Raw genomic sequence first — 15,555 nt, 5'->3', positions numbered from 1 at the left:
CTGTTGCCGAGCGCCGGCGCCGAGCCGGCAAAGGGGCCCCATGAGCGAGCGTGCAGTCCTGGAGGTGATCGCCCTCGACGTCGAGGACGCGGTCGCCGCCCAGGCGGGAGGCGCGGACCGGCTCGAGCTGGTCACCGACATGGCGGCCGACGGGCTCACCCCGTCGGCCGCGACCGTCACCGGCGTCCGCCGGGCCGTCGACATCCCGCTGCGGGTGATGCTGCGGCTCGCCGACGGCTTCGCGGCCGGGGACGTCGGCCGGCTGGTCCGCGTGGCCGCCGAGCTGCGGCAGGCCGGGGCCGAGGAGTTCGTACTCGGGTTCCTCGACGCGGAAGGCGGGGTGGACCTGGCGGCCGTGGAGCGGGTCGTGGCAGCGCTGGACGGCCGCCCCTGGACCTTCCACCGGGCCATCGACCGGGCCGCGGACCGGGATGCCCTGCGCAAACAGCTCGACGGGATGCCGGGGCTGGACACGTACCTGACCGCCGGATCGGCGGACGGGGTCGACGACGGGCTCTCGGTACTGCTCGCGGAGGCGGCCCGGCAGGGGGAGCCGGGATACGAGCAGCGTCTCCTGGTCGGGGGCGGGCTCCGGCTCGACCACGTGCCGGCACTGCTGAAGGCCGGGGTCGGCGGCTTCCACATCGGCGGGGCCGCCCGGCCGGAGGGCTGGGAGGCGCCGGTGTCGGCGGACGCCGTCACGCGCTGGCGGACCGCCCTGGACGCCGCCTGACCGTCCCCCGCTGAGCCGGGTTGACTGGGTCGGCGACCACAACTGTCGTCTGAGTCTCAGCGACACGCGGGGCGTACGGCGTGTCGCTGAGACTGAGCGGACTCTTGTCGCCCGCTGGTCCCCGGGGGCCTCGGTGACCGGTCGCCTCGGTACGGGGAAGCAGGGAATGGGGCCGCGCGTTGTGACGTTGCATGAGCCTGCGCTTCTCACTGATGGGTCCGGTACGAGCCTGGCGCGACGAGGAGGAGGTCGGACTGGGGCCGCGCCAGCAGCGGGCGGTCCTGGCGGCGTTGCTGCTGAACAACGGCATCCGGCTGAGCAACGAACAGTTGATCGGCATGGTCTGGGACGAACCGACGCCGAGTGCGCTGATGGCGTTGCGGACGTACGTGTACAAGATCCGCAAGACGCTTCCGGAACTCCACCTGAAGTCCATGGACGGCGGATACACGGTCCGCGCGGAGATCGTCGACGACTGCCGCGGCGAGCCCTTGGAAGGCCTCCGGAGCGCCTACTTCGACGCGCAACGGGTGCGGCTCGGCGACTACCGGCTCAAGGTGCGGGAGGACTGCCTCGAACGCGAACTCGACGTGCTGGAGCTGCAGAAGCACGTCGCCGCCCACCCGCTCAGGGAACGACCGCGCGCCCTGTTGATGCGCGCGCTGTACCTGGAGGGCAGGCAGGGCGAAGCACTTGACCACTTCCACCGGGCGCGCGCGCTCCTCAACGAGGAACTCGGACTCGAACCGGGGCCGGAGCTGCGCGAGGTCCACGCGCGGATCCTCAACGGCGATCTCAGCGCGCCGCGCAGACCGGAGCAACTGCTGCCGGACCTGGTCGACTTCACCGGCCGCGCCGAGGAGATCGCGCAGGCTCTGCGGACGCTGCCCGGCACCGTGGGCATCACCGGTATGCGGGGCAGCGGCAAGACCGCGCTGGCCACCCGGATCGGCCACCTCGTCAAGGGCCGCTTCCCGGACGGACAGATCTTCGTCAGGGGCCGGGACGTCGCCGGCGAGCTGTTGCGCGCGGTCGGCGTGGAGAACCCCGTCGGCGACAGGGCCGCGCTGTGGCGGGAGAAGGCGCGCGGCAAGCGGTTCCTGGTCGTGGTCGACGACGTGCAGGACGCGGCGACGGTACGCGATCTCGCCACGCCCGGCTCGGCGATGATCCTCACCAGCGTCCGCCGGATGGACGAGCTGCCCGGGGTGACCTGGCTGAAGACCGCCGGGCTGGCCGAGCGGGAGGCGCGGGACTTCTTCCGCAAGGTCCTCGGCCCGGCGCGGGTGGACGCGGAACCCGAGCAGGCCGGGGTGCTGCTGGAACGCCTCTCGCGACTGCCGGGCCCGATCAGGGTGATCGGCGGCAGGCTCAGCTCACGTCCGCACTGGACGATCGGGATGGTGCTGCAGCAGATGGAACGGGAGGGCAAGCTCGCCGGAGTGATCCCGTCCGACTGCGTCGCGATGCTGGCCCCGTTGATCGCGGCCGAGGAGCGGCTGAGCGATCCGGAACGGCACATGCTCATGTGCTTCGCACGCCAGGACGCCGAGGTGATCGACAGTCAGAGGGCGGCGGACCTGTCCGGCGCCGACCCCGGTGAGATCGAAATGGTGCTGGAGTCGCTCGCGGGCGTGCACCTGATCGAGCCGCTCGTACTCGGCCGCTACCGGCTGCCGCGGTTCGTGCGCTTCTACTTCAGGCTGCGCACACCGGCCCTGACGGGTTGACTCATCGCGACGTCTCCGATTCGGCGTCTCGCACCTGACCAGGCCGTATATCCGGAAATTATGCCCTGACGATGTGTCGCGGCCAGATTTGCAGGCATGTCAACCAACGAACTCCAGGGCAAGAAGGCACTCGTCACCGGCGCCACGTCGGGTATCGGCCGCGCGATCGCGGTCAAGCTCGCGGAGGCGGGTGCCACCGTCTATGTGACCGGGCGCAGGGCCGAGCTCGGCAAGGAGACCGTCGAACTGATCGAGCGGGCAGGCGGAACGGGCCACTTCGTCGTCGCGGACGTCGCGGACATCGACGACGTCCGGCGGCTCGCCAAGGAGGCCGGCGAGGTGGACGTGCTCGTGAACAACGCCGGCATCTTCCCGTTCTCGACGACCCCCGAGCAGCCGCTCGACAGCTACGAGCGGGTGTTCGGCGTCAACGTTCGCGCGACCTACTTCCTGACGGCCGCGCTCGTGCCGGCCATGGTGGCGAAGGGGAAGGGCGCGATCGTCAACGTGTCGTCGATCGCCGGGCAGATCGGCACCCCGGTCGGCTCCGTCTACAACGCCACCAAGGCCGCGATGGACGCGCTGACCCGGTCCTGGGCCGTCGAGTTCGGCGGGGCGGGCGTGCGCGTCAACTCCGTGGCGCCCGGCCCGATCCGCACCGACACGGCCGTCGAGACGGTGGGCGAGATGTTCGAGGAGTTCAGCCGGAGCGCACCGCTCACCCGCGCCGGCGAGCCCGAGGAGATCGCCGAGGCCGTGCTGTTCCTGGCCTCCGACCGGGCCAGTTACATCACCGGCGCGGTGCTCACCGCCGACGGCGGCCTGGTCGCGACCTGAGCCGGCACGGTGCGCGGGGCGTCATCTGCCCGACGCTTCAGCCTCGGGCAGGTGACGCCAACTGCGGCGGCAGCCCGGCCGCGTGCGTGACGATCAGCCCCGACACCGCTCGCGTCAGCGACACATACAGGCGCCGGAGCCCCGTCCGTTCGTCCGGCTCGCCGTCGACCACGGCCTGCGGCTCGTCCAGGACCACGTAGTCGTACTCCAGACCCTTCGCGAGCGACGCGGGGACCAGGGTCAGGCGGGACTCCTGCGTCGTCTCCTCGCCGGGACCGAGGTACGCGATCCCGGCCTCCGTCAGGGCGCGGGCCAGTTCCGGGACCCGCGCGTCCGCCGCGATCAGGCCCGTCGAGCCCTCGTGGCGCAGCGACTCGCGGCAGGCCTCGACCACGTCCGGGGTGCCGGAGACCGGACGTACCTCGAAGCGGCCCGGGTTCTCGCGGATCGACACCACCGGGGCGAGACCCGGGGCGATGTGCGGCAGCAGCCGGGAGGCGTAGGCGATGACGTCCGTCGGCACGCGGAAACCGGCTGTCAGTTCCTCGATCACGGCGTCCCGCTTGCCCAGGTGGGTCAGCGCCTCCTCCCAACTTCGCGTCGCCCACGGTGTGGTGCCCTGTGCCAGGTCACCGAGGACGGTCGCGCTGCCGGTGGTGCAGCGGCGGCCGACTGCCCGGTACTGCATGGGGGACAGGTCCTGCGCCTCGTCGAGGACGACGTGTCCGAGGGAGTGGGTGCGCTGGATCAGGTCGGTGGCCTCGTCGACCAGGACGGCGTCGGCGGCCGACCACTTGGCCGACCTGACGCTGCGCGCCGGCTTCGCCCAGAGGATCGCCTTCTGTTCGTCCTCATCGAGGATGCCCTCCGCGTGCACCGCGAGGAACTCCGCGTCCGACAGCAGCCGCAGCACCAGTTTCGCCGGGTCGACGGCCGGCCAGACCGCCTTCACCGCAGCCTTGGCCGCGCTGCACCGGGCGACCGCGTCCTGCACCCGGTCGTCCGGGGCCTCTCCGGAGCGCTCCATCTGCACCAGCACGGCGTGCGCGATGCGCTGCGGCAGGGCCTCGCGGGCGGCGCCGTAGCGGATGTCGCGGCCGAGCAACTCCTCGACGATGTCCTGCAGTTCGTACGCCGGGACGCGCCAGCGGCGGGAACCGCGCACCACCACGACCGGTTCGCTGGGCATCGTGACGTGTGCGTAGAGGGCCCTGCGCAGGACCTGCGCCATGCGCGCGTCACCCTTGACGACAGCGGCCGCCGCGTCGTCGGTGCCCCTGATCTCGACGTGTGCCACGAGGTCGTCGACCGTGGCCTGCCGGACGGCCAACTCACCGAGTGCGGGCAGGACTTGCTCGATGTAGTGCAGGAAGGAACGGTTGGGGCCGATGACGAGGGTGCCGGTGCGGGCCAGTCGCTCGCGATGGGCGTAGAGGAGGAAGGCGACCCGGTGCAGGCCGACGGCGGTCTTCCCGGTGCCCGGGCCGCCCTGCACGCACACCGTGCCGGCGAGGCCGGAGCGCACGATCTCGTCCTGCTCGGGCTGGATCGTCGCGACGATGTCCCGCATCGGGCCGACGCGCGGACGCTCGATCTCCTGCTGGAGGAGTCTGCTGGTCTTCGCCGCCTCGGCCGGGTCCGACAGGTGCTCGTCCTCGTACGCCGTGAGGTCACCGCCGGTGTAGCCGAAGCGGCGGCGCAGCGCGATGTCCATCGGGTCCTTCTTGGACGCCCGGTAGAACGGCTGCGAGACCGGTGCGCGCCAGTCGATCACCATGGGGTCGCCGTCGGCGTCGTGCACATGCCGACGCCCGATGTGCAGTGTCTGATAGGCAGCCTCCGGCTGCGGGCGCTCCCCTTCCGCTCCCTCCGCCTGGTCACCGCCCGGAGCGTGCAGATAGTCCAACCGGCCGAAGAACAGCGGCGTGTCACTGAGGTCGGCCAAGGCCTTGATGCGCTCCTCGATCTGGTGAGCCAGCACCTCGGCGTTGACCCAGTTCGCGGTGACGTCGCTGATGTCGAGGGCCTCGACGTCCTCACGCATGGCACGCAGGGCCGAACGGGACGCGGAGAGGTGGGAGCGCTCACGCGCGAGCGGGTCGTCGACGGGCGTGGACAAGGGAGTGCCTCCGAGGGATACCTGCTGAGGTGACGGCGGTGGGAAGCCGGCCGGTTTCCGTCCGGTCGGCGGCACTCCGCGAGGGAGGCGGGCAAGAGCGGAGATCTTAGAGGAGCGGGGGCGGCGGCCGCGAACGGTTTTCGCGCCGCTGCCCGCTTGTCCCCCTAGCTGCCCGCTCGTCCCCCTAGGGGGAAGGCTCGCCCCGCGGGCGTACGAGGGCCGTCGGAAAGTTCGGTCCCGAGACCGACGCGGGCTTTACGGGCGAAAACGCACCATGGAGACATGAGCGCAGCAACCGTTTCCCCAGCCCCGGGCCCGGGCCGTCCGCCCGGCGCCACCGCGGTGACGGGCAGCCACCCGCACCGCCTCGGCGATGCCCTGCGTGCCGTCAGGGTCTTCGCGGGCGCCGCCTTCGACGTGATCATCCTCGGTCAGTACGGAGAGGAAGTCGGCGTGGTCCGCCGCAAGTGATCAGCTCTCCGCCAGCAGTTCGTCCGCGTCCATGATCCGGTACGCGTACCCCTGCTCGGCCAGGAAGCGCTGCCGGTGGGCGGCGAAGTCCTGGTCGATGGTGTCCCGGGCGACCACGGAGTAGAAGTGGGCCTGGTGGCCGTCGGACTTGGGGCGGAGCACGCGGCCGAGGCGCTGGGCCTCCTCCTGGCGTGAGCCGAACGTCCCGGACACCTGGATGGCGACCGTCGCCTCGGGCAGGTCGATCGAGAAGTTCGCGACCTTGGACACCACGAGCACACTGATCTCGCCCTCCCGGAAGGCGTCGAACAGCTTCTCCCGCTGCGCGTTCGACGTCTCGCCCTTGATCACGGGCGCGCCCAGATGCTCACCCAGCTCGTCGAGCTGGTCGATGTACTGGCCGATGACGAGGATCTGCTGCCCGGCGAAGCGGCGGACGATCGCCTCGGTGACCTTCCGCTTGGTGTCGGTCGTCGCACAGAAGCGGTACTTCTCCTCCGTCTCGGCCGTGGCGTACGCGAGCCGCTCCGAGTCCGTCAGGTTGACCCGGACCTCCACGCAGTCGGCGGGCGCGATGTAGCCCTGCGCCTCGATCTCCTTCCAGGGCGCGTCGAACCGCTTGGGCCCGATCAGGGAGAACACGTCCGACTCACGGCCGTCCTCGCGGACCAGGGTGGCCGTCAGGCCGAGCCGCCGCCGCGCCTGGAGGTCCGCCGTGAACTTGAAGACCGGCGCCGGAAGCAGGTGCACCTCGTCGTAGACGATCAGCCCCCAGTCCCGCGAGTCGAACAGCTCCAGGTGCGGGTAGACGCCCTTCCGCCTGGTCGTCAGCACCTGGTAGGTGGCGATCGTGACGGGCCGGATCTCCTTGCGCGTCCCGCTGTACTCGCCGATCTCGTCCTCGGTGAGCGACGTCCGCCTCACCAGCTCGTGCTTCCACTGCCGCGCCGAGACGGTGTTCGTGACCAGGATCAGCGTGGTCGACTTCGCCTGGGCCATCGACCCGGCGCCCACCAGCGTCTTCCCGGCACCGCAGGGCAGGACGACGACGCCCGACCCGCCGTGCCAGAAGTTCTCCACCGCCTGCTTCTGGTACGGCCTGAGCGCCCAGCCGTCCTCGGCCAGCTCGATCGGGTGGGCCTCGCCGTCGACGTACCCGGCGAGGTCCTCGGCCGGCCAGCCCAGCTTCAGCAGGGTCTGCTTGATCTGCCCGCGCTCGGAGGGGTGCACGGCGACCGTGTCCGGATCGATCCGGGTGCCGACCAGGGGGGCGATCCGCTTCGACCGCAGGACCTCCTCCAGCACCGGACGGTCCGTGGTCGTCAGCACCAGTCCGTGCGCCGGGTGCTTGGACAGGGTGAGGCGGCCGTAGCGGTCCATCGTCTCGGCGATGTCGACGAGCAGCGCGTGCGGCACCGGATACCGGCTGTACTGCACCAGCGCGTCCACGACCTGCTCGGCGTCGTGACCCGCCGCCCGGGCGTTCCACAGGCCCAGCGGGGTCACCCGGTAGGTGTGGATGTGCTCCGGCGCCCGCTCCAGCTCCGCGAACGGGGCGATGGCCCGACGGCAGTCGTCGGCCTGCTCGTGGTCGACCTCCAGGAGGAGGGTCTTGTCGGACTGGACGATCAGCGGACCATTCACGCGCGGCACCCTTTCCTACGGCCGGACGGCTCGGACGGTTCGAACGACTCGGCCAATCGTCCAGTGTGCCTGATCGTCCGCGCCGGGTGCTGTGATCCGCGCGGCCCCGGGATCTGTTCCGGGTGGTGGCGGGCGGCCGTCAGTCCGCGTCGCCGGCCAGCTCCGCGACCCCGGTGATCCGGTGCAGCGGATACGTGCGGACCTCGTCCGCGGTGTGGTCGTACGCGGTGACGAAGCCGCCCTCGACGCGGACCGGGGCGATGACCCGCTGGCTGGCGGTGCCCTCGGCGTTGACGTAGCCGATCCACAGGGCCTCGCCGGTCAGGACGGCGGCCTGCATCGTGGCGAGGGTCTCGGCGGAACCGGTGCGGGGCAGCTCACCGTTCACCGCCGGGGCCGAGCCGGGCTTGCGCGGAGTGGTGGAGGCCAGGTCACCGGCCCGCACGGCACGCAGCGCCGCCGAGAGGAGGGTGTCGTCCGGGACCGGCGGACCGTCCGGCACCGGCTCGGGCGCCGTGCGGGGCGGGGTGCGGTGGGAGAGGGCGCGGGTGATCAGCACATCGCCCTCGGCGGACTCGGCGGCCGGCGCGAACCCCATCGCGCGCAGCCCTTCGAGCAGCCCCGCCGGGTCGGCCTGCGCCGCCAGCACGGTCGGAGCGATCCGGCGCAGCCCCAGGGCGGCGGCCCGCTTGTCGGCGAGGATCTCGCTCAGCATGGCGTCGTCGTCACAGCGCACATACGCGCCGGCCGCGCCCACGCGCAGCCGGCCGTGCCTGCGGGCCACGTCGTCGATCAGGTACGCGAGCGGCTGCGGCACCGGCGTACGGGAGTGCGCGGCGAGGAAGGAGTGCAGGTCGGAGGCGGCCTGCCCGGCGTCGAGCGCGCGCCGCACCGAGCCGGGCGTGAACCGGTAGACGGTGGCCCCGCCCTTGGACTCGACGTCCGCGACGACCCCGAGCATGTCGGCGAGGTGCTTCTGCAGCGGGCCGGGCGCGACCGCCGTCAGGTCGGCCTGGAGCAGGACGTGGTCCAGCGGTTCGGGCAGCAGGGGCGCGAGGAGCCGGGCCGCGGCGGCGGAGGCGACGGCCTGCTCGGCGGCGGAGAGGGGGGTGACGGGGTGGCCGCGGTGATGGACGGGGAGCTTGTCCCCGGGGCCCGAGGGTGCGTGCGCGGCGGCCTGTGCCGCGGTGCCGTCGCCCGGGGTATCGGCCCAGGGGCCGTCTCCGGACGGCGTCCCCGCCCGGTCGCCACCGGGAGCCCGCGCCACCCGCGTCTTTCCGGCGGTGGGCGTCGCCCGCGCGCCCAGCAGCACCCGGCCGTGCGAGGACAGCGCGCCCCTGCCCGTGACGCCCAGCAGCTCCGCCTCGGACAGCGCCCACCGGGCGAGCCGGGTGCGCAGGTCGCCCTCGTGCCGGTCGCCGCGCAGGGGACGCTCCCAGCGCAGCCGGGCAAGCACCGACTCGGGCTCCGGCGCCGCGCCCTCCGGCAGACCGGCCAGCAGCGCCAGCACCCGGTGCCGTACCTCGGGCGCCGCCGAACGGTCCAGACCCGGCCCGAGCGCCGACAACGTACGGTCCTTCGCGTCCCGTCCGCCCACCAGCCCGGCCGTCCGGGTCGCCGCGAGCCACGCCGTGGCCAGCCGCGACCAGCGCTCGGCGGCCGGCAGCTCCAGCCACTCGTCGTACACCGGGGTCGCCGCGTACCGCTCGTCGGCCTCCCCGTCCGAGGCGAGCAGACCGGCCGCGTACGCCAGTTCCACCCAGAACGCGGCGACCGGCTCGGGCACGTCCAGGGCGACGGCGGTCCGCTTCAGGTCCCGCACGCTGAGCCCACCCGCCCGCAGCACCGCGGGCCCGCCTTCGTCCCAGTCCTTCAGCAGCTCCTCGACGGTCGCGAGCGCGGTGTACGCCTGTCCGGCCGCGGTGCTGTCCACAACCTGTGGACGGTGGGCGGCCTTGACCTCGACCACCGGCGGTACCGGCTCGGGCGTCCGGTGCGCCAGTCCTTTCCGCAGGTGCAGGGCGACCTCGCGCGGCAGCACGACCGTCCCCGGCGCCGTCGGCAGCAGCAGCCCCCGGTCCAGCAGCCACCGCAGCCGGGGCGCCGGGTCGGGCGTGACCTGCCCGTACGGCGGCCCCCACACCAGCCGCTCCAGCACCTCCAGGGAGTCGGCGGGCGCCCCGGCGAGCAGCGCGGCCATCCGCCTCCGGTCCGTGAACAGGCCGGTGAGGGCGGTCACCGCGGACACCGAGTCGTGCGTCGAGGGCAGCCCGGCGGTGGTGACGATCTCCTGGATCCGTCCGGGGGACATCCCGGCGGTGGCCTCCTGGACCGTCGGGCCAAGACCCGTCGGCGAGGGGTGCTGAGGCGTGGGGGCCAGCAGCTCACGAGCCGTCCGGACCAGCCGCAGCCGGTCGTCGCCGCCCCAGACCAGGGCCTGCTCGCGCAGGGTGTCCAGGGCGTGCGGCAGGGCCGCGACGACAGCCGGGTCGGACTCGTCCCCGGCCATGAGCCCGAGCAGCTCGTCGTACGTCGCCGGGTCGGCCGCCACGGCCAGGGCCTCCGCCGTCTGGAGCGCGAACCGGTCCAGCCGCTCCAGGGCCCGTACGACCGAGGCCCGGGTGCCGGCGCGGGTCGCGAGCTGCGTGAGGTCGGTCGGCACGGGCGTGATGAGATCCGGCCGACCGCGCAGGAGTCGGCCCAGCGACGCGTCGTCCCGCCCGCGGAGCGCTTCCGCGAGGGAACGGGGGGCCGGGCGCCTGTCCTCGGTGCTCATCCGCTCAACGTTAGCGGGTCGCCTCCGGGGCCGACCCGCTGGTGCGCGGGCTGTGTGCGGCCGGGCCTGGCCGGCGTTTGGGCCACCCGCTCGTCCTCGCGGTACCGTCGTGCGACGGCGTCAGCCAAGGCACCTGCCCCGGAGGGGACTTCGTGGGGATTGAGAGCGACCAGGTCGTTTACGAGTATCTGAGCCGCGTCGGTGACGTGGCGCAGCAGCGGCAGTTGTCGTCGGCCACCCGCATGCGTCTGGTCGCGGACCTGCGCAACGAGATCGACAAACGCCGCGCCAAGGTCACCGTCGACTCGCCCGCCGCGGTCCGCCGCATCCTGTCCCGCCTCGGCAGCCCCGACGAGGTCGTCTCGGCGGCCGCGGGCGGCACCGGGACCGGCGGTCCGTCGGAGGCCCCCACGGCCGTCCCCGCGCAGCGCGACCGTGAGCCCGGCGAACCCCAGGAGCACGGTGAGCGCCCCCGGGGAGGGTTGCGGCGCGTCGTGCCGCGCCCCCGTCCGGAGCGACCCGCCGGGGAACCACGCCCCGCCGCCTCCGACGGCCCGGCCCCGCCGCACCTGGCCGCCGGGCACGAGCTCGGGGACAGTGCCGTCCAGCCGGACTGGTGGCGGGTGGACAGCAGCCCGTTCGGCGTGGGCGACGAGGTGCCGGGCTTCGTGGGCGGCGTGGAGCTGCCGGACCTGCTGAAGCCGCCGCAGCAGCGGAAGACGCAGCCGGCGAAGGACCCAGCCCCTCCCGCTGAGGCGGTCGAGGCGGTCGAGGTGACGGAAGAGGCCGCCACCGCCAAGGCCCGGCGCCGCCTCCCGGCCCTCCCGGCCGGGGGCTGGAGCAACCCCCTCCTGCTGATCGCCGCGGGCCTCCTCGTCGCGGGCGCGGTCCTCGGCAACTGGTTCGTACTGATCCTCGGCTGGCTCATCGCGTACGCGTCCCGCCGCCTCACCCAGGCGGAGACCAAGTGGGCGGTCGTGATCCTGCCGGGCCTCGCCGTGGCGGGCGGCCTGCTCTGGCTCTGGGGCAGGACGGACGGCCGCTGGGGCGCCCCCATCGCCGAGGGCCACATGAACGACGCGGTGGCGGAGACCTGGCCGTGGGTGGTGAGGGCCGCGGCGGTGGCATCGGCCTTGTTCCTGCTCTGGCGCTCCCAGCGCCGGCGGTAGGCGGGCACCTGGCTGCGGGCGGCTGTACTGCGGGCAGATCCCAGCCCGGGGCGTGGGTGCTGGGCCCGGGCGTTGGGCAGCCCGGCGGTGCGGGGTGCCGCTGCGTCTACCCGTGCCGCCCCTGGCGGCACGTATGCCCGCGGCTGAGCGGGACGCGGCTGAGCGGGACGTTCCTGCTCTGGCGTTCCCAGCGCCGGAGGTAGGCGGGCACCTGGCTGCGGGCGGGTGTACTGCGGGCAGGTCCCAGCCCGGGGCGTGGGTGCTGGGCCCGGGGCGTTGGGCAGCCCGGCGGTGCGGGGTGCCGCTGCGCCCACCCGTGCCGCCCCTGGCGGCACGTATGCCCGCGGCTGAGCGGGACGCGGCTGAGCGGGACGGCTCCGGGCACAATGGCCCACATGGCGATCACCGTCGGCTTCGACCTGGACATGACCCTCATCGACTCCCGCCCCGGCATCCGCGCCTGCTACCAGGCCCTCTCCGAGCGGACGGGCACGTACATCGACGCCGACCTGGCGGTCACGCGGCTCGGGCCGCCGCTGGCCGAGGAGCTGATCAACTGGTTCCCGGCCGAGGAGGTCGCGACCGTGGCCGACGTGTACCGGGAGATGTACCCCGCCATCGCCATCGCGGCGACCCCGGCCCTGCCCGGCGCCCGGGAGGCCGTAGCGGCCGTCCGGGAGGCCGGCGGACGCGCGATAGTCGTCACGGCCAAGTACGAGCCCAACGCCAAACTGCACCTCGCGCACCTCGGCATCGAGCCCGACGCGGTCATCGGCGACCTGTGGGCCGAGCAGAAGGCCGAGGCGCTGCGCGAGCACGACGCGGGCGTCTACGTCGGCGACCACGTCGGAGACGTACGCGGCGCCCGGACGGCCGGCGCCCTGTCCGTCGCGGTCGCCACCGGCCCCTGCCCCCCGGAGGAACTGCGCGCGGCGGGCGCGGACGTCGTTCTCACGGACCTGACCGAATTCCCCGGATGGTTTTCGGACTACCGGCGCGCCTGACGCCGGCCCGCTGCGACGGAACGCAGTACTCCCGCACCGGCCATCAGGAATCCGACTGCCATGAGCATGCTCAATCCGAACATGTACGTCGGAAAGGGCGTCGTCCCGAGGAACAGCGGGGCGACCGTGACCAGTGTGGCCACCGCACCGATGAAGAAGACGATGGCACCGGCACGGACCAGGCGGTCACCGGGAGCGGCGGAATTCGTTTGGGTTTTGTCACGCACCCGACCAGGGTAGTTCCCACCGCGAAGAACAACCGGGTGACGTCTTGTCACCGGCTGCAAGAGCATTAGCCTTGGTACCGGCGGGTCCGTACGACCCGCCCGAGTGCTATCAAGAGCCGTTTCCAGAAGCAGTTTTCCGACGAGTACGAGGACGAGGACAGACGTGCCTACCGGCAAGGTCAAGTGGTTCAACAGCGAGAAGGGCTTCGGCTTTCTCTCCCGCGACGACGGCGGTGACGTCTTCGTCCATTCCTCCGTCCTGCCCGCCGGAGTCGACACGCTCAAGCCGGGTCAGCGCGTGGAGTTCGGTGTCGTCGCCGGACAGCGCGGCGACCAGGCGCTGTCCCTGGCGATCCTGGATCCGACCCCATCGGTCGCCGCCGCGACCCGCAAGAAGCCGGACGAGCTGGCCTCCATCGTCCAGGACCTGACGACCCTCCTCGAGAACATCACCCCGATGCTGGAGCGGGGCCGCTACCCCGAGAAGACCGCCGGCAAGAAGATCGCCGGCCTGCTGCGCGCGGTCGCCGACCAGCTGGACGTGTAGGGCCCGTCCGGCGGACAGGCCCTGCCGCCGCTCAGGGAAAAGCGAGCGCGTTCGGGCCGAGGGGCGGCACGAGCCCCTCGGCCGCGGCACGGGTCAGCAGGCCGCGTACGGCGGCGTAGCCGTCCTCGCCGAGACCGGCGGTGAACTCGTTGACGTACAGCCCGATGTGCTGGTCGGCGACGGCCGGATCCATCTCCTGGGCGTGCTCCATGACGTACGGCCGGGACGCCTCCGGGTCGTCCCAGGCGGCGCGCACGGACGCCCGCACGGAGTCGGCCAGCAGCCGCAGCCTCTGCTCGCCCAACGACCGCTTGGCGATGATCGCGCCCAGCGGGATCGGCAGCCCGGTGGTGTTCTCCCAGTGCTCGCCCATGTCGGCGAGCTTGTGCAGGCCGTAGTCGCGGTACGTGAAGCGCGCCTCGTGGATCACGAGCCCCGCGTCGACCTTCCCGTCCCGCACGGCCGGCATGATCTCGTGGAACGGCATGACGACGATCTCGCCGACCCCGCTGCCCAGCGTGTCCGCGGCCCACAGCCGGAACAGCAGATACGCGGTCGACTTCTCACTCGGCACGGCCACGGTCCGCCCGGCGAGGTCGGCCCCCGCCTCCCGCGTCAGCACCAGCGGCCCGCACCCCCGCCCCAGCGCACCCCCGCAGGGCAGCAGGGCGTACTGCTCCAGGACGTACGGCAGCACGGCGTACGACACCTTCAGCACGTCGTACTCGCCGCGCTCGGCCATGCCGTTGGTGACGTCGATGTCGGCGAAGGTCACGTCCAGCGCGGGGGCGCCGGGGACGCGGCCGTGGGCCAGGGCGTCGAAGACGAAGGTGTCGTTCGGGCAGGAGGAGTACGCGATCCGCAGCTGCTCAACTGTCATGCCTGTTCCAACTCTCCAGTACGGGCACGAGCTTCCCGAAGCCCTCGGTCAGAGCCGCCAGGGCGTCGGGGATGCGCCAGGCGGCACGGTCCCGCGGGCCGACCGGGTTGGAGATCGCCCGCACCTCCAGCACGGGCACCCCGTGCGCGACGGCGGCCTCGGCGACCCCGAAGCCCTCCATGGCCTCGGCGAGGGCGGTGGGATGCCGTTCACGGAGCACGGCGGCACGTTCGGCGGTCCCGGTGACCGTGGAGACGGTGAGGACGGCACCGGCCCGGGCCCCGACCGCCGCGGCGGCCCGCCGCACCAGCTCCTCGGGCGGCCGATGCCTGACCGTCCCGAACCCGAGCTCGGTGACCGACAGAAACCCGTCCGGGGTCTCGGCCCCGAGATCCGCCGCGACGATCTCATCAGCGACGACGACCGACCCGACCGGCGCGTCCGGCTGGAACCCCCCGCCGATCCCGGCGGAGACGACGAGGCCGTAGGGGGCGCCCTGAAGGGCGGCCGCGGTGAGAGCGGCAGCGGCAGAAGCAGCCGCCAGCCCTGGCCCCACACCCGCGGCGATCACATCGATACCACCAAAACCGGCACGCCCAGCCGCCCCGCCGCCACCGCCGTGGGCAGCCGCGCCGCTACCGCCGTAGGCAGTCGTTCCGCTACCGCCGTGGGCAGTGGCTCCGTCACCGCCGCGGTCAGCCGCTCCGCTACCGCCGTAGGCAGTCGTTCCGCTACCGCCGTGGGCAGTCGTTCCGCCAGGGCGGAACGGGTGGGCACGGCCCGCAACGCCGAGCACCGATCCATCGGACCCCGGGGCCAGCGCCCCAAAGGCCCGTACCACCGCGTCCCTCTCCACAGGAACCGCGGTGGCGACAAGCACCCGGCCAAGCCCAGCGGCAGCGATCAGGCGTCCTTCTCGAGCTTGAAGTTCCAGAGCCCCGACGCGTCCTTCTCGCCCTGCTTGATGGAGACCAGCGTCGAGTTCCCCTGCGCCCCGTACTGCGCGTTGAAGAACACGCTGCCCGGAATGGTGCGGTACGTCTTCGTGCTGGAGTCGGTCAGCGGCTGCCCGTTCATCAGGATCGTCCAGCCCTCGTCGGCGATCTCCGGGTCGACACCAAAGCGCACCGTCTCGTCCGGGTCGACGGAGATGCTGTTGATGCCCTTGTCCTTCAGGCACTTCGTGAGATCGGCCGACTTCAGGGCCTTGCCCTCACCGCCACAGGTGGCCTCGGAGTTCACCGAGTCCTTGCCCACGGTGACCGTGGCCATCGGGGTCGGCTTGTCGCAGGCGGACAGGACGAGCAGTCCGGCGGATACGACGCCGGCGGCGGCGACGGCGCGGCGGCGTCGCACGGCACGGAATCCATCAGCGGCTACGCCGCGGGGCAACCTGGTCATGGGCGAAGGCTATCGGG

General features: G+C 72.7%; 14 protein-coding genes. 7 read left to right on the top strand and 7 right to left on the bottom strand.

Annotated features, from left to right (window positions below):
• The first annotated feature begins 40 nt into the window (after nucleotides 1-40).
• The 3 genes from IE212_RS18715 to IE212_RS18705 all read left to right on the top strand — a co-directional run bounded on the left by IE212_RS18715 (nucleotide 41) and on the right by IE212_RS18705 (nucleotide 3,300).
• Nucleotides 41-733 carry a copper homeostasis protein CutC gene (locus IE212_RS18715; RefSeq protein WP_190199021.1) on the top strand — a complete coding sequence of 231 codons (693 nt, stop codon included), beginning with the start codon at nucleotides 41-43 and terminating at the stop codon, nucleotides 731-733.
• Between the two features lie 212 nt (nucleotides 734-945).
• Nucleotides 946-2,463 carry an AfsR/SARP family transcriptional regulator gene (locus IE212_RS18710; RefSeq protein ID WP_190199020.1) on the top strand — a complete coding sequence of 506 codons (1,518 nt, stop codon included), beginning with the start codon at nucleotides 946-948 and terminating at the stop codon, nucleotides 2,461-2,463.
• A 96-nt stretch (nucleotides 2,464-2,559) separates the two neighbouring features.
• Nucleotides 2,560-3,300 carry an SDR family NAD(P)-dependent oxidoreductase gene (locus IE212_RS18705; RefSeq protein WP_190199019.1) on the top strand — a complete coding sequence of 247 codons (741 nt, stop codon included), beginning with the start codon at nucleotides 2,560-2,562 and terminating at the stop codon, nucleotides 3,298-3,300.
• A 37-nt stretch (nucleotides 3,301-3,337) separates the two neighbouring features.
• On the opposite strand, the gene IE212_RS18700 is transcribed toward IE212_RS18705, so the two are convergent.
• Nucleotides 3,338-5,419, bottom strand: coding sequence for a HelD family protein (locus IE212_RS18700; protein WP_190199018.1), 2,082 nt, complete (start codon nucleotides 5,417-5,419; stop codon nucleotides 3,338-3,340).
• A gap of 282 nt (nucleotides 5,420-5,701) precedes the next feature.
• Here IE212_RS18700 and IE212_RS18695 point away from each other — a divergent pair, with 282 nt between their 5' ends.
• Entirely contained in the window at nucleotides 5,702-5,890 is a 189-nt protein-coding gene (locus tag IE212_RS18695) for a hypothetical protein (RefSeq protein WP_190199017.1), read from the top strand.
• On the opposite strand, the gene IE212_RS18690 is transcribed toward IE212_RS18695, so the two are convergent.
• Both IE212_RS18690 and IE212_RS18685 read right to left on the bottom strand, forming a co-directional pair.
• A complete protein-coding gene (locus tag IE212_RS18690; RefSeq protein WP_190199016.1) occupies nucleotides 5,891-7,534 on the bottom strand; it encodes a DNA repair helicase XPB in 1,644 nt (547 codons plus the stop codon). It abuts the gene before it with no gap.
• A gap of 139 nt (nucleotides 7,535-7,673) precedes the next feature.
• Nucleotides 7,674-10,310, bottom strand: a complete 2,637-nt coding sequence (locus IE212_RS18685) for a helicase-associated domain-containing protein (RefSeq protein ID WP_190199015.1) — start codon at nucleotides 10,308-10,310, stop codon at nucleotides 7,674-7,676.
• A gap of 152 nt (nucleotides 10,311-10,462) precedes the next feature.
• Between IE212_RS18685 and IE212_RS18680 the strand changes: the two genes are divergently transcribed.
• The gene (locus IE212_RS18680) at nucleotides 10,463-11,479 is read left to right on the top strand and encodes a hypothetical protein (RefSeq protein ID WP_190199014.1); all 1,017 of its coding nucleotides are present in this window, start codon (nucleotides 10,463-10,465) and stop codon (nucleotides 11,477-11,479) included.
• A 386-nt stretch (nucleotides 11,480-11,865) separates the two neighbouring features.
• A complete protein-coding gene (locus tag IE212_RS18675; RefSeq protein ID WP_190199013.1) occupies nucleotides 11,866-12,483 on the top strand; it encodes an HAD family hydrolase in 618 nt (205 codons plus the stop codon).
• On the opposite strand, the gene IE212_RS18670 is transcribed toward IE212_RS18675, so the two are convergent.
• Nucleotides 12,468-12,710, bottom strand: a complete 243-nt coding sequence (locus IE212_RS18670) for a hypothetical protein (protein ID WP_190199012.1) — start codon at nucleotides 12,708-12,710, stop codon at nucleotides 12,468-12,470. The two genes, IE212_RS18675 and IE212_RS18670, sit on opposite strands and share 16 nt — an antisense overlap.
• A gap of 163 nt (nucleotides 12,711-12,873) precedes the next feature.
• Between IE212_RS18670 and IE212_RS35540 the strand changes: the two genes are divergently transcribed.
• Nucleotides 12,874-13,257 carry a cold-shock protein gene (locus tag IE212_RS35540; RefSeq protein WP_033312231.1) on the top strand — a complete coding sequence of 128 codons (384 nt, stop codon included), beginning with the start codon at nucleotides 12,874-12,876 and terminating at the stop codon, nucleotides 13,255-13,257.
• A 31-nt stretch (nucleotides 13,258-13,288) separates the two neighbouring features.
• Here IE212_RS35540 and IE212_RS18660 read toward each other — a convergent pair whose 3' ends face one another.
• From IE212_RS18660 to IE212_RS18650, 3 genes are read right to left on the bottom strand one after another with little or no spacing between them, the layout of a single operon-like run.
• On the bottom strand, nucleotides 13,289-14,137 hold the full coding sequence (locus IE212_RS18660) for a 1,4-dihydroxy-6-naphtoate synthase (RefSeq protein WP_190199011.1): 849 nt from the start codon (nucleotides 14,135-14,137) through the stop codon (nucleotides 13,289-13,291).
• Nucleotides 14,127-15,017 carry a futalosine hydrolase gene (locus tag IE212_RS18655; protein WP_373301404.1) on the bottom strand — a complete coding sequence of 297 codons (891 nt, stop codon included), beginning with the start codon at nucleotides 15,015-15,017 and terminating at the stop codon, nucleotides 14,127-14,129. The genes IE212_RS18660 and IE212_RS18655 overlap by 11 nt, the downstream gene beginning before the upstream one ends.
• 23 nt (nucleotides 15,018-15,040) lie before the next feature.
• The gene (locus IE212_RS18650; protein ID WP_190199010.1) at nucleotides 15,041-15,538 is read right to left on the bottom strand and encodes a DUF2771 domain-containing protein; all 498 of its coding nucleotides are present in this window, start codon (nucleotides 15,536-15,538) and stop codon (nucleotides 15,041-15,043) included.
• Nucleotides 15,539-15,555: the final 17 nt, after the last annotated feature.

Origin of the sequence: Streptomyces djakartensis, assembly GCF_014651075.1 — a bacterium.
Lineage (GTDB): Bacteria > Actinomycetota > Actinomycetes > Streptomycetales > Streptomycetaceae > Streptomyces > Streptomyces djakartensis.
This window is presented reverse-complemented; position numbering and strand designations above follow the sequence as displayed.

What these genes read in the sequence shown, in the direction of transcription:
- IE212_RS18715 (WP_190199021.1), top strand. Translation starts at nt 41, where the DNA reads ATGAGCGAGCGTGCAGTCCTGGAGGTGATCGCCCTCGACGTCGAGGAC.
- IE212_RS18710 (WP_190199020.1), top strand. Translation starts at nt 946, where the DNA reads ATGGGTCCGGTACGAGCCTGGCGCGACGAGGAGGAGGTCGGACTGGGG.
- IE212_RS18705 (WP_190199019.1), top strand. Translation starts at nt 2,560, where the DNA reads ATGTCAACCAACGAACTCCAGGGCAAGAAGGCACTCGTCACCGGCGCC.
- IE212_RS18695 (WP_190199017.1), top strand. Translation starts at nt 5,702, where the DNA reads ATGAGCGCAGCAACCGTTTCCCCAGCCCCGGGCCCGGGCCGTCCGCCC.
- IE212_RS18685 (WP_190199015.1), bottom strand. Translation starts at nt 10,310, where the DNA reads ATGAGCACCGAGGACAGGCGCCCGGCCCCCCGTTCCCTCGCGGAAGCG.
- IE212_RS18675 (WP_190199013.1), top strand. Translation starts at nt 11,866, where the DNA reads ATGGCCCACATGGCGATCACCGTCGGCTTCGACCTGGACATGACCCTC.
- IE212_RS18660 (WP_190199011.1), bottom strand. Translation starts at nt 14,137, where the DNA reads ATGACAGTTGAGCAGCTGCGGATCGCGTACTCCTCCTGCCCGAACGAC.
- IE212_RS18650 (WP_190199010.1), bottom strand. Translation starts at nt 15,538, where the DNA reads ATGACCAGGTTGCCCCGCGGCGTAGCCGCTGATGGATTCCGTGCCGTG.